The sequence below is a fragment of the Microcystis sp. M53598_WE2 genome (assembly GCF_030067735.1).
Taxonomy (GTDB): domain Bacteria; phylum Cyanobacteriota; class Cyanobacteriia; order Cyanobacteriales; family Microcystaceae; genus Microcystis; species Microcystis aeruginosa.
This window is the reverse complement of the sequence record NZ_JASJFE010001081.1, coordinates 1-13,395: the sequence shown is the minus strand read 5'-3', so window position 1 is coordinate 13,395 and position 13,395 is coordinate 1. Positions and strand designations below refer to the sequence as shown.

At 41.7% G+C, this 13,395-nt stretch carries 15 protein-coding genes; 10 read left to right on the top strand and 5 right to left on the bottom strand.

The annotated features are described in order from the left end of the window. The 3 genes from PX636_RS22060 to recJ all read left to right on the top strand — a co-directional run. On the top strand, positions 1 to 1,112 hold a 1,112-nt coding region (locus PX636_RS22060), incomplete at its 5' end, for an SbcC/MukB-like Walker B domain-containing protein (RefSeq protein WP_288118912.1). 19 nt (positions 1,113 to 1,131) lie between these two features. Beyond that, entirely contained in the window at positions 1,132 to 1,386 is a 255-nt protein-coding gene (locus PX636_RS22055; RefSeq protein WP_002785959.1) for a MoaD/ThiS family protein, read from the top strand. A gap of 69 nt (positions 1,387 to 1,455) precedes the next feature. Beyond that, positions 1,456 to 3,738, top strand: a complete 2,283-nt coding sequence (gene recJ, locus PX636_RS22050) for a single-stranded-DNA-specific exonuclease RecJ (protein WP_288118909.1) — start codon at positions 1,456 to 1,458, stop codon at positions 3,736 to 3,738. Between the two features lie 55 nt (positions 3,739 to 3,793). Here recJ and PX636_RS22045 read toward each other — a convergent pair whose 3' ends face one another. After that, positions 3,794 to 4,741 (bottom strand): fused MFS/spermidine synthase, encoded by a 948-nt coding sequence (locus PX636_RS22045; protein ID WP_288118906.1) that lies wholly within the window; start codon positions 4,739 to 4,741, stop codon positions 3,794 to 3,796. 324 nt (positions 4,742 to 5,065) lie between these two features. Between PX636_RS22045 and accA the strand changes: the two genes are divergently transcribed. The 3 genes from accA (at position 5,066) to PX636_RS22030 (ending at position 6,819) form a co-directional block, all read left to right on the top strand. Beyond that, positions 5,066 to 6,055 (top strand): acetyl-CoA carboxylase carboxyl transferase subunit alpha, encoded by a 990-nt coding sequence (gene accA, locus PX636_RS22040; RefSeq protein WP_004163211.1) that lies wholly within the window; start codon positions 5,066 to 5,068, stop codon positions 6,053 to 6,055. A gap of 130 nt (positions 6,056 to 6,185) precedes the next feature. Beyond that, the gene (locus PX636_RS22035) at positions 6,186 to 6,476 is read left to right on the top strand and encodes a nucleotidyltransferase family protein (protein ID WP_002736589.1); all 291 of its coding nucleotides are present in this window, start codon (positions 6,186 to 6,188) and stop codon (positions 6,474 to 6,476) included. Continuing rightward, a complete protein-coding gene (locus PX636_RS22030) occupies positions 6,466 to 6,819 on the top strand; it encodes a HepT-like ribonuclease domain-containing protein (RefSeq protein WP_061430529.1) in 354 nt (117 codons plus the stop codon). Before PX636_RS22035 ends, PX636_RS22030 begins: the two co-directional genes overlap by 11 nt. A 213-nt stretch (positions 6,820 to 7,032) precedes the next feature. Here the strand turns inward: PX636_RS22030 and PX636_RS22025 are convergent, their stop codons facing one another. The 3 genes from PX636_RS22025 to rplU form a co-directional block, all read right to left on the bottom strand. Further along, positions 7,033 to 7,965, bottom strand: coding sequence for a phytanoyl-CoA dioxygenase family protein (locus tag PX636_RS22025; RefSeq protein WP_288118902.1), 933 nt, complete (start codon positions 7,963 to 7,965; stop codon positions 7,033 to 7,035). Between the two features lie 147 nt (positions 7,966 to 8,112). Further along, positions 8,113 to 8,382: a 50S ribosomal protein L27 gene (gene rpmA, locus PX636_RS22020; RefSeq protein ID WP_002744094.1), complete on the bottom strand. Its 270-nt coding sequence runs from the start codon at positions 8,380 to 8,382 to the stop codon at positions 8,113 to 8,115. 34 nt (positions 8,383 to 8,416) lie between these two features. After that, positions 8,417 to 8,806, bottom strand: coding sequence for a 50S ribosomal protein L21 (rplU, locus tag PX636_RS22015; RefSeq protein WP_004163216.1), 390 nt, complete (start codon positions 8,804 to 8,806; stop codon positions 8,417 to 8,419). A 195-nt stretch (positions 8,807 to 9,001) separates the two neighbouring features. Here rplU and murQ point away from each other — a divergent pair, with 195 nt between their 5' ends. From murQ to PX636_RS21995, 4 genes are all read left to right on the top strand, one after another. Next, positions 9,002 to 9,922, top strand: coding sequence for an N-acetylmuramic acid 6-phosphate etherase (murQ, locus tag PX636_RS22010; protein ID WP_004163217.1), 921 nt, complete (start codon positions 9,002 to 9,004; stop codon positions 9,920 to 9,922). Between the two features lie 27 nt (positions 9,923 to 9,949). Next, positions 9,950 to 11,440, top strand: a complete 1,491-nt coding sequence (locus tag PX636_RS22005; RefSeq protein ID WP_288118898.1) for a site-2 protease family protein — start codon at positions 9,950 to 9,952, stop codon at positions 11,438 to 11,440. A 180-nt stretch (positions 11,441 to 11,620) separates the two neighbouring features. Beyond that, the gene (locus tag PX636_RS22000) at positions 11,621 to 12,019 is read left to right on the top strand and encodes a DUF4164 domain-containing protein (RefSeq protein WP_004163221.1); all 399 of its coding nucleotides are present in this window, start codon (positions 11,621 to 11,623) and stop codon (positions 12,017 to 12,019) included. A 109-nt stretch (positions 12,020 to 12,128) separates the two neighbouring features. After that, positions 12,129 to 12,707, top strand: coding sequence for an esterase/lipase family protein (locus tag PX636_RS21995; protein WP_288118895.1), 579 nt, complete (start codon positions 12,129 to 12,131; stop codon positions 12,705 to 12,707). Between the two features lie 171 nt (positions 12,708 to 12,878). Here PX636_RS21995 and PX636_RS21990 read toward each other — a convergent pair. Next, on the bottom strand, positions 12,879 to 13,395 hold a 517-nt coding region (locus PX636_RS21990; protein ID WP_288118893.1), incomplete at its 5' end, for a HEAT repeat domain-containing protein.

Sequence of the window (13,395 nt, the reverse complement as noted above, 5' to 3'; positions counted from 1 at the left end):
GGCGTTGGGCAGAAATTCAAGAATCAGAACTTAAGCAAGCAAACCGTCGTTTAGCTAATATCAAGGCCGAGAAACCTAATTTAATTAATCAATTAGCTAGACTAGAACAAGAGAAGCAAGAACTAGGTCAAAACTCCCCACTTAAACAGGAAGTTGAACGCTTAGAAAAGTTTATTCAAAACTTAAATTATGATCGCAGTGAACATCAGAATATTCAAAATCTGATCCGACAATTACAGGGGGTAAGATTACAGTATCAAGACTGGCAACAAGCAGAAAAAAATTATCCGGAAATAGCCGCTAAAATCGCTGAGATTGAGCAAAGATTACAGCTGCGAAATCAGGATCGCCAGAAGCTGAATCAGGAGTTAGCCAATATTAGTCAAAAGATTGGTACTTTGACTGACTATCGCCAAGAAATAGCCGCATTATCGACCAATATTCAACAGCGAAGACAGATAATTGATGGATTGCTCTCCCAAAAAGGTCGGGTTGAGGAGAAATTACATCAACTAGAAACTTTAGGTAAACAACTGGCAGAAAAAGAGGGCGATTTAGCTAAAGTGAAAAAACAATATACAGTTTATAAAGAGTTAGCCATAGCTTTCGGTAAAAATGGTTTACAAACTCTGATGATTGAGAATATTTTACCTGAGTTAGAAGCCCAAACTAATCATATCTTAGCTCGCTTAACTGGTAATCAATTTCATGTGCAGTTTTTAACCCAAAAAAGCGGTAAAGGTACGAAGAAACAGCGACAAAAGTTAATCGATACTTTAGATATTATTATTGGTGATACCCGGGGATCTCGTCCCTACGAAACCTATTCAGGAGGGGAAGCTTTTCGGATTAATTTCTCGATTCGATTAGCTTTAGCGAGATTATTGGCACAAAGAGCCGGAACAGCCCTACAAATGCTCATTGTTGACGAAGGATTCGGAACTCAGGATGCGGAAGGATGCGATCGCTTAATTGCGGCAATTAACGCTATATCCGCTGATTTTGCCTGTATTTTGACTGTCACCCATATGCCCCAATTTAAAGAAGCTTTTCAACATCGCATCGAAGTCCGCAAAACCGAACAGGGTTCCCAATTGATGTTATTATCCTAGGAAAAATATTGATGTAAATATGGAAAAAATTACGGTAACAGTAAAACTATTTGCTATTTATCAAGAAGTCTATCAAACTTCACAATTAAACCTCGAATTTCCTGCCCACACTTCCGTTACAGAAGTGTTAAACTATATTATAGCCCCCTATCCTCAATTAGAAAGATGGCGCGATGTTACTCGTTTTGGAGTCAATCTTCAGTTTGTTTCGGGAGAGAAAATCCTCAAAAATGGCGATGAGATAGTTTTAATTCCCCCCGTTAGTGGTGGCTAAATGGAGATAGGGAAAATCACAAAAGTTGACTGTCACCTTTTTTCCTTTTTACTTTTTCCTTGATATCCCGTGTCTAACTGGCAAATTCCCCCATCCGTAGAGCTTCCCCAAGAGTTTTTAAAAATAGTCCAAGACTACACCCCAGAGTCGGATGGCAGCGTCGTGGCACAAATATTATGGCATCGCGGTGTCCGGGATATGGCGACTCTGGGGACGTTTCTGGATGAGAAAGCTTATCAGTCAAAAACTCCCTTTGATTTTGGGCAAGAAATGAACTTCGCCGTCAAAAGACTGGAAAAAGCCCTAAATAAAGGCGAAAAAGTGACTATTTGGGGTGATTTCGATGCCGATGGGGTCACCGCTACCAGTGTCCTCTGGGAAGGATTGGGGCAGTTTTTCCCACCCTATCAACAGTTAGATTATTACATACCCGATCGCCAAAAAGAATCCCACGGCCTCAATTGTCCCGGTATCGAGAAACTAGCGCATCAAGGAACCCGTTTAATCGTCACCTGTGACACGGGAAGCACGAATATCGCCGAAATTGACTATGCAAACAGTCTAGGTATCGATATTATCATCACCGATCATCATACCCTACCCGACGAGCGCCCCGAGGTGATTGCCCTGATTAATCCCCGCTACTTTGTGGAAACCCATCCTTTCTATCATCTTTCTGGGGTTGCCGTTGCTTATAAATTAGTGGAAGCGATGTATTTAACCCTGGCAGATATTCCCAGAAAACCCCTAGAAAATTTACTCGATTTAGTTGCGATTGGTTTAATTGCCGATTTAGTCAAATTGACGGGAGAATGTCGTTATTTAGCCCAAAAAGGTCTTAAAAAACTGCAAAATACTCAGCGTTTGGGAGTTAAAAAATTACTGGATTTATGTAACAAAACCGGAGATAGACCCCTGGATATATCCTTCGGTATTGGACCGCGCATTAATGCCGTCAGTCGCATTTATGGCGATGCCAGATTTTGTGTAGAATTACTTACCAGTGAAGATGAAAAACGTTGTCACGAATTAGCTGAACAAGCGGAATTGGCCAATATTCGTCGCCAAGAAATCCAACGGGATATTATTAAACAAGTTCAGAAAAAACTAGAAAGAATTGATCTTTCTACCACTAATGTAATTATTTTAGATGATCCCCAATGGCCGGCGGGAATTTTAGGATTAGTTGCGGGACAAATTGCCCAAGAATACCAGCGACCGACAATCTTATTAAGTACCAGTGAACCACCTTTTGCTAAGGGTTCCGCTAGGTCAATTCGCGAGATCGATCTTTATCAATTAGTATCCTCTCAATCCCATCTTTTACATCGTTTTGGTGGTCATCCTTTGGCCGCAGGTTTAAGTTTAACTATAGAAAATTTACCCCTATTTATTGAGGGGATTAATCAACAGTTGCGACGCACAGGAATTGATTTAACTTCCCTTTCTTCCGAGATAGAAGTGGCTGCGGTGGTGACGGTTTCCCAATTGGGAAAAAGTCTATTTCGAGAATTAAAATTACTAGAACCATGCGGGATGGGTAATCCGACACCGAAGCTATTAATTCAAAATTGTTATTTTCACAATCTTTGGCATAAAAATCTTGAGGATTTCAAAGGCAGAAAAATCGCTTATCCCCGGACAACTTTTGAGATCTGGGATAGTTCAATCGAGCAGGGTTTCCCCGGTATGTGGTGGGGTCATCACAAAGACGAAATTGCTGCCGATACCCGTTATGATGCCGTAGTCGAATTAGATTTTAATACCTACAAAAATCGCTATGAAGTGCGCTTAATTGCCTTGCATCCCTATCAACAAGAATCCCTAACCTATAGCAATAAAAAAGATTTTTTAATCGACAATCGCCATCGAGAAATTAATCAAGAAGTTAAGCAATTAAATCCCCTTTTTCTCTGGGAATGTCCCCGGGATTGGACAAAACTTTCCCGGGAATATCAACAGGCAATTTTACGGGATAAAAAGTTAGTTCTTGCCTATGCTAGTCCTTTGAAAAAATCCGCTCACACCACATGGATAAACCTTGTCGGGATCGGGAAATATTTAGCTAGAACTAAAACCAGTATTTCCCGTCAACAATTACAAAACCGCTTAAACCTCAGTTATCATACCCTAGAATTAGGATTAATTTCCCTAGCAGAAAATGGCTTTAAAGTCAAGAAAAATCAAGAAAATTTATCCTTTGAATTAGTCAATCATGAGGACAAAATTAATAAGATTGAGCAATTTCTAGAAGCGGTGGCCCTAGAAAACTTTCTCCAGCAATACTTTGCTACTGTTCCCCTAGAAATACTGCAAACAATTCTTAATCATGAAGACTCGATCGATTTCTAGTTATAACCCTTATTTACTGATAGCTGATAACTGATTACTGATAACTGATTACTGATTACTGATTACTGATTACTCCTTGACCGAAGAATTTCGGGGGTTTTGCCAGGGTATAAACTTCCGTATTTTGTGCGATTGCTTGACGAATATAGAGAGGAGTTTGTAACATTCCTAGTAAACTCATGCCATCAATTAAACGTAATCCTCCCGTAGTTGTATCGCTGATTAATTCATCTACCACGTCCGGATCGGGACGAGTATTTAAAGGATGATTAGCACAGAGAGTAAAACCCCAAGGGGAACCATAACTAGGAGTGGGAGCGCAATAGGAATGAACGTAGGGAAAAACTGCTTTTAAAGTATTCACCAAACGCGCATGATACATCACCGAAGGAGGAGAAACCGGGCCAGATTGGACAACAACAATGCCATTTTCGGCCAAAACTCTTTGTAGTTTTTCAAAGTATTCTTTCGTGAATAGGGGGAAAGAAGGACCCTCTTCGATGGGATCAACCAGATCGGAGATAATAATATCCCATTGATCGTTAGTGGTGTCTAAAACTTCTAAAGCATCGGCCACAACTAACTCAAAACGAGGATCATCAAAAGTACCTTGGTGCATTTCGGGAAGATGTTCCTTACAAGCTGCCACCACATCCCCATCGATATCAATCATCATCACTTTTTCGATTGTTTTCCAACGCAATAACTCCCGCGTTGTCGCACCTTCACCACCTCCCAGAATTAAAGCAGTTTTTGCTTCTTGGTGGGCAATCATTGCCGGTTGCACTAATGCTTCATGATAAATAAATTCATCCCCCGTACAAGATTGCCATTTCCCATCCAGTACCAAGGCTTTTCCATAGGCCCCCGACTCAACAATATACATCTCCTGAAAAGCGGTTTTTTTGTAGGCTAAAATCCGCGAAACCCCATGACTATAAATGTCCCAGGGGGTAATATATTCGTTAACCCATAGATCCGCTTTTAGTTCACTTCCTGCCATAACTAATCCTCCTTGGGGTGAAAAAGGCACGATCTATCATTATACAACAATTGACAAAATTCGATCGATAACCTGAAATTATCTCCCAGTCATCCCGAAGCTGCCGATAATCGATCGCTGAAAAACGTTAAGCTAGAAAAGATTAAGTAAGTAGTTATAATTAAATTGAAGATAGATTTTGCCTCTGATCCCCCCTGCCCCCCTTGATAAGGGGGGTGCCGATCCCCCCTTAGTCCCCCCTTAATCCCCCCTTGACAAGGGGGGTATTTGATAATTTTTAACGCCTACCTACTTAGCTCCAAGTAAACTTCTAGCCACTAACCTATGACTAAAAACGAGACTACCGAGAAAAAGATTTTTCTCCTAGATTTTGAGAAACCCCTCTACGAATTAGAATCCCGCATCGAACAGATTAAAGAATTAGCCCAAGAAAATAGCGTAGATGTCTCGGAACAAATTACTCAACTAGACGAACGAGCTAATCAATTACGTCGTGAGATTTTTAGCAATCTCACCCCTTCCCAAAGGCTACAATTAGCCCGTCATCCCCGGCGCCCCAGTACCCTAGACTATATTCAAGCAATCACCGATGAATGGTTCGAGTTACACGGTGATCGCGGTGGTTACGACGATCCCGCTCTTGTGGGTGGTGTTGCCCGTTTTAACGGTCGTCCCGTGGTGATTATCGGGCATCAAAAAGGCCGGGATACTAAGGATAATGTGGCTAGAAATTTCGGCATGGCTGCCCCCGGAGGTTATCGTAAAGCCATGCGTTTAATGGAACACGCCCATCAGTTTAATCAGCCAATTTTAACCTTTATTGACACCCCCGGCGCCTGGGCGGGGGTGGAAGCGGAAAAATTAGGTCAAGGAGAAGCGATCGCCTATAACCTCCGGGAAATGTTCCGTTTAGATGTGCCGATCATTTGTACTGTTATTGGCGAAGGTGGTTCGGGCGGTGCTTTGGGCATCGGTGTTGGCGATCGCCTGTTAATGTTAGAGCATTCTGTCTATACCGTGGCGACTCCCGAAGCTTGTGCCGCCATTCTCTGGAAAGATGCCAAAAAATCCGATAAAGCAGCAGTTGCCCTCAAAATTACCTCAAAAGATTTAAAAGAGTTAAATATTATCGATCAGATCGTTCCTGAACCCTCCAGAGGGGCCCATGCTGATCCGATTAGAGCGGCAGCCAATTTAAAAGCCGCTATTAGTGAAAATTTAGAGGCTTTATCTTTGTTAACTCCCCAACAACGGCGCGAATCTCGTTATCAAAAATTCCGCAATTTAGGCGTATTTTTAGAAGCTACAGCTTAATCAGTGATCAGTGATCAGATGTGAGTTTTCAGTGATTAGTTTGTTTTGTAGATTTGGAAGATTTCAGCTTCAGTTTAAGGGTTGCACCGACAAAGCTATAATATTGATGGCAGGTTCAAAGACACACCAGATGAAACGAGACGAGGTGCTGGCAATTCTAGAGGCACACCGAGAACAGTTACAAAAACTAGGGGTGAAATCTTTGTCTTTATTTGGTTCAGTGGCCAGGGATGAAGCTGATGCCGATAGTGATGTAGATTTGTTAGTAGAATTCGATCGACAAGGTGGTTTTTTTCAACTTCTGCAAGTACAGTATTATTTAGAAGATATTCTGGGATGCTCTGTGGATTTAGGAACTCAGGATGCCTTAAGAGAACATTTACGGGAACCTGTGCTTGAGGATCTGATCAATGCCTTCTAGAGATTGGCGACTTCGCCTTCAAGACATTTTAGAATCTATCAGTGAAATTGAACAGCGAACAAAGGCAATGACGTTTGAGGAATTTGCCAAGAATCAAACAAATATCAAAGCGGTTCTCTATGATTTTATTATTATCGGAGAAGCAACTAGAAATGTACCGAAGGAAATTCAGTCTCGCTATCCTCTGATTCCTTGGCGTTTAATGGCAGGAATGAGAAATGTTGCAACTCACGAATATTTTCAAGTTAATTTAAGTAGAATTTGGGCAACAATTCGAGAAGATTTGCCGACCTTAGTACCACAACTACAAGAAGTATTGTCAAGGGAAAAAAAACCAGAATAGTTGCGGGGCATTTGTCATATTTAGGGCTGGCTGAATGATGGTAAAACCCTTTGAAAATAAGGCTGTTGACCTGTTAAAAGCCGATGTTATACTAAATCCAGTTATTAAAGACGGATTATCTATTACCCCTATTGCCTCTCCTCATAAGTAGCCTATACTCAACGGATTTAGTATTAGTCCGATTATTTCCGAGTTATTAGTGGTAAATTAATCTTACCAATTAAAAGGTCCCAAAGCCCGATCGTTGTAATCGCCACCCTCGGCAATAAAATGAATTACCATCGATTTACGGGTTAGCAGGGTATTATTAATCTTCCCCCCACCATGAATTAACATTCCGTGCCAGAGAAGAATCTCTCCTTTTTTAGCAGTAAATGATTGACAGTCATAATTCTGAGCGCGCTGGTTAACATAATCTTGGTATTGGGGAATTTGCTCGGCAGTAATATTTTTAAGATTGACGGCGGGATAGTCTGGAAAAAAGTCAGTTACTTTGATATTTTTATGAGATTTAGGATAAAAAATTAGCGGGCCAGCATCGGCGGAAATATCTTCCAAGGCAATCCAAACACCAACTAAATGATTAGCAGGATGAACATAAAAAACTGCCATATCCTCGTGCAGTCCTTGCTCTGTACCGTGCAGGAAGTTGATGGAATATCTCGGTTCGCAGGATTTGCCAATAATTAAATTAACTAAATCTCTCAGATTTTGATTGTCAAAAATTGCTTGAGCGGCGGGGGAAATCTCATGAAAGCCATGGAGTCGCCAAATAGAATTGACTAAGGCTTTTCTTTGCTCGATATCTAGGGCTAAAACTTGCTCGTGACTTAAACTCGCCGGTAGATTTTCTGCTTGAATGCCTTCAATTCTTAATCCAGGGATAGCCGATTCTAGGAAAAATAAATCGGCTAATTCTGCTACTAAATTATCGATCGCCGTTGCGGGAATTAAATCTTTGACAATACAATAACCCAATTCTCGCCAATGGTTAAGGAGTTGATATTCTCGTTCGGAAATTCGCCGTTGTTGACGAGCTTTTTGCAGGGATTTCTCCGCTCGCGATCGATCTAACCAGGGTAATTCGGCAGTAGAATTGAAAGACCAGGGCAAATTTTTTAAGATATCGGCAATTTTAAGAATCATGGTGAGTCCATCTTTTCCGAGCTACTTTCGGACTATTTTAATCTATGAGCGATCGATCTACCCTGTCAACAGATATAAATTATCTGAAAAAACCCCCTAGGATGAGTTAGGAGGTTACAGGGAAAAAATTAATCAGGGTTGATGGGATTAACTGGCGCTAACTTCAGCGGGATAAACGCTAACTTGACGGCGACTTTTATCCTTGTATTCAAATTTGACCACACCATCAATTAAAGCGAATAAAGTATCATCGCCACCACGACCAACATTTTTACCTGGGTGAACTTTAGTACCCCGTTGACGGATGAGAATATTTCCCGCTTTTACCACTTGACCACCGTAGCGCTTAACGCCTAGTCTCTGGGAACGAGAATCGCGTCCGTTGCGGGTACTACCCGTACCTTTCTTATGAGCCATAATTTCTCTCCAAATGCTTTTTTGATTCTAAAAGTTATTCTTCTTCATCGCTACTATCTTCTACAACTTCAGCGCTGGAGGTAGCAGCAGTGGCGACTAGGGTTTTACCGTTATAATTGATTGAATCAATCATAAAACGGGTAATTTCTTGACGATGACCGCGTTTTTTACGGGTTTTCTTTTTCGGGCGCATTTTATAGACAATAACTTTTTTGCCCCGACGATGTTGCATGACAGTGCCTTCCACGGTGGCCCCTTCGATAAAGGGTTGACCGATGCTAATATCATCCTCATCATGGATTAATAGCACTTTGTCGATGGTATGGGTACTTTGTTCATCGACGGGAAGAAGTTCGATATCGTAATAGCGACCTGGTTCTACCCGAATCTGTTTGCCACCGGTCTCAATAATTGCGTAACTCATGAATTTTCTGCGCTCGTTTTGCCGTACAGGTAGCTGAAAAAAATTCCAGCTTTTGTGCTAATGTCCTCACCTGATCCGAGCAGGAATTGACACAATTTACTATTATCTAATATCTAGGGGGCAATTGTCAAGCTTTTAGCCCACCGATTCGCTATATACTAAAAATAATCTTACGAAAAACTCAATTAAACCGTTATGGAACAGTGGGAAAGCAGAGGACACCTGTTAACCGAACAAATTAACCCAAACAGCCTAAATTTAGACCAATTAAACCCGCTCGAATTGGTGGATCTCTTCAATCGCGAGGATGCCCAAACCCTAAAAGCGATCGCCATGGCCCGGCAAGAATTGGCCCTGGCAATCTCCCTGACCGGTCAAGCTCTGGCTAAAGGTGGCAGACTCTTTTACATTGGGGCGGGAACCAGTGGCCGGCTGGGGGTTTTGGACGCGGCCGAATGTCCTCCCACCTTCTGCACTCCCCCGGAATTGGTACAGGGAATTATCGCCGGTGGAGCGGCGGCGCTGGTGCGTAGTTCCGAAGATTTGGAGGATAAAGCGGAAGATGGGGCGGCGATTATTGCCCAGCGAGAAATTCACGAATTAGACGTGGTAGTGGGGATTACCGCCGGGGGGACAACCCCCTACGTTCACGGGGCTTTACAGGCGGCAAAACAGCGAGGTGCGACGACGATTGCCATTAGTTGTGTCCCCGCCGAACAGGTGGAGATCGCGGTGGATGTGGATATCCGCTTATTGACTGGACCAGAACTTTTGGCCGGCTCCACACGGCTGAAAGCGGGAACGGTGACGAAAATGGCTTTAAATATCCTCTCCACAGGGACAATGGTAATGTTAGGCAAGGTTTACGGCAACCAGATGGTCGATGTGGCAGTTACTAATCATAAACTCCATGACCGCGCCCTGCGGATTATCTGCCACCTTACCGATGTTAGTCGCGAGGAAGCGGCTATTTTACTGGAAAAAAGTGGCCGCCGGGTTAAACTGGCTTTGTTAATGCAGAAAACGGGACTTTCGGCGGCCCCAGGACAAGAATTGTTACAAAAGCATCGGGGTCAATTACGGGCTGCCCTGCAAGCTTATAATCAAATTGATTGATAAAAACCTATTGATTTTGACTTTCCTATGGTTAATATTTCTTCGGAAATTGCTGCGATCGCTGTTATTTTCCTCGTCGCTGGTGCTATCTTGACTTGGAGTTTTTATCGAGCTAAACCCTACGGCCAACTGGGAATTTTACCTTGGTTACAATCCTTGGTACTAATTGCTCCTTGGTTAATTTTTTTCGGGCTATTTGCGGCGGGAATTTATCTCAATCTAGCGGTAATTCTCTTTTTACTGGTTGCTTCCACCATTATCTATATTTATTTGGGCAACCGTTTACGCTTACTCAAAACCAATCAGATAATTGAACCGAAAGTTAACCAGGCAGTTAGCCAGTCCGTTACTCCTCTAGAAATCCCGGCAGCGGTGACAGCAATTGTGCCGGATGTGATGCCAATTCCCGAAGAGGATTTAAAAGTTATTCAGAGTATTTTTGGGATAGATACTTTTTTTGCCACCGAAACTATCTCTTTTCAGGAAGGGGCAATTTTTAAAGGCAATTTACGGGGAGACCCGGATATCGTTCACTCTCGCTTAACCCAGAAATTAAGTAATAATTTTGGCGACAAATATCGTTTATTTCTGGTGGAAGGAACCGAGGAAAAACCTGTGGTAATTATCCTTCCCAAAACTAACGATCCTAGTCCTGCCACTCTTGCTCAAAAAAATCTCTCTTTAGTTTTGTTAGTAGCCACTATTGTCACCAGCTTAGAAGCGGCGGGAATTTTATTAGGTTTTGATTTGTTTAGTAATTGGCAGAGATATCGAGAAGCAATTCCCCTGAGTTTGGGTTTATGGTCGGTATTAATTGCCCACGAAATCGGTCATCTAATTATCGCTAAACGCCATAATGTTCGTCTCAGTTTACCCTATTTTCTTCCCACTTGGCAGATTGGTTCTTTTGGGGCGATTACTCGTTTTGAATCTTTATTACCTAACCGCAGTGTTCTATTTGATATAGCTTTCGCTGGTCCTGCTTTGGGCGGTTTGGTTTCTTTAATCTTGTTAATCGTTGGACTGACTTTATCTAATTCTGCCAGCCTTTTTCAAATCCCTAGTACCTTTTTCCAAAGTTCAATTTTAGTGAGTTTTTTAGCGCGGATAGTTTTGGGCGACGAGTTACAAAATGCTGTTATCTCCGTGCATCCTTTAACTGTTATCGGTTGGTTAGGATTGGTGATTACCGCCCTTAATTTACTGCCTGCTGGACAGTTAGATGGTGGCAGAATTGTTCAGGCTATTTATGGTCGCAAAATTGCCCGCCGCACCACTGTGGCTACTTTGGTTATTTTGGGCATTATTTCCTTAGTTAATCCCAGTAATCCCATTCCTCTCTATTGGACAATTTTAGTCGCTTTTTTACAAAGAGAGTTGGAAAGACCGAGTTTAAACGAGTTAACCGAACCCGATGACACCCGCGCCGGTTGGGGTTTATTACTACTCTTTTTAATGTTGGCGACTCTGATTCCTTTAAGCCCTAGTTTAGCGGGACGGTTAGGCATCGGTGGCTAAATACTTCCCCGAAATTCTTGCCATTGATTGCCGTCAAAAAAAAGCTTGACAAAAACTCAAGTCTTGACTTATAATTTTCTTATAATGGGAATCCGTGTCCGCCTATAGACCCCTGATTTTTCCGTAAAATATAGCCTCCAGCATTTACCCCTGAAGATTTGACTTTTGGAGTTGCTCAAAATGTCTAACGAAACTGTCACTTATTCCCTAGAAGCTGTCCTGACAAGGATTGAGGGGAAAATCGACTCTCTGGAAAAACGCCTTGACGAGAAAATCGACTCTCTGGAAAAACGTATTGACGAGAAAATCGACTCTCTGGAAAAACGTATTGACGAGAAAATCGACTCTCTGGAAAACCGTATTGATGAGAGATTTGACAAGGTAGAAGACCGGTTAACTAAAGTAGAAATAGGACAGGCCGAACTCAAGGGAGATATTAAAGCTTTAGACGAAAAAATCAATGGATTAACTGCAAGGGTTGCCTATCAGGAATTCACCAATCGAGGGATTCTGATAGCATTGGTAGTCGCTATTTTAGGAGGTGCCGCTAAACTTTTTGGTTTTTTCCCTAATCCTTAGAAGTTGCCGGTAGCCGTACCTAGTAGATAGGCTCTTCCCCAAAATTTTTCGCTCATTACCCCGATCATTCGTTAGAATAGATTCAGAATTTAAGGATAAAATCTCATCTATGAATCCCGTTGTTTTGGTGCATGGTTTTCTGGACACTACTGCTGTTTTTAAACCGATGAGCGAGTATTTAAACTATCATGGTTGGCAGGTGCATAGTTTTAATCTAATTCCCAATCATGGTTACAAAAAGTTAGAAGTTTTAGCTGGTCAGGTGGAGAATTATATCGAGAAAAACTTTGCTAAAGAGCAGAAAGTAGATCTGATTGGGTTTAGTATGGGAGGATTAATTACCCGCTACTACCTGCAAAGATTGGGAGGAGTGGAAAGAGTGCAACGTTACCTAAATATTTCTGCACCGAATCGAGGCACGTTAACCGCGTATAGTTTACCCTTAGATGGGATTAGACAAATGCAGCCGGGGAGTCAATTTCTAGAGGATTTAAATCAAGATTGTCAACAAATTTTAAATAAAATTAAAACCACAATTATCTGGACTCCCTACGATTTAATGATATTTCCTGCCCATAGTTCCCGTTTATCGGTGGGTAAAGAAATTTCCATTCCCGTATTGCTCCATGCTTGGATGGTCAAAGATAGCAAAGTTTTAACAACAATTAAAGATGCTTTATTAGAATAGAAATACTGGTTCTCTCCAATACCCGAACAAGGTCAAAATATCACCAACAAAAAAGTTAATTATCATCAAAAAAGCTTGACTTATGGTTATAATTGTGCTAATTCAAAAATGAAACGCATCAGCGGCGGACTTCGGGATTTGTATCATTAGAAGATTATTAAACCTCTAGGTTTAATCACTTAAATTAGCAGTTTCTAGCCATTTTTTACCCATTTCAATGGGAATACCGAGGGGAGGACAGAGAACTTTAATTAATTCAATTCCTCCCGTGATTAAAATGCTTCTTAGGCGAGAATTTTTCTTGATTTCTGCGTCAACTTGTGCGACAAAAGTTTGTTTTTCAATTTCGGTATTAGTGGGATAAGTTTGGGTAAGTTGGCTGATAAGTTGTTGGATTTCTTGGGCGGCTTCGGCTAAATTTTGGGGTGTGGCGTAATTATGTTGAACTGCTTTTTGATCTCCTTGCACCGTATCGGCAAAGTTAGCAATATTTGCTCCACGAAGGTCATATTTAGGAGTTTCTGACATAGGATTAAAAGAGTGAAGATTACTGATGACAATTATAGCATCCATAATGGCAAAACTGACATTAAGATCGGCTTCAATTTCTAGGGCTTGGCATAGAGTGAGAATGGCTTTTTCGGTGGCAAGTTTAGCTGAGGATTGAGCGGCTTTAATCCGAATACTT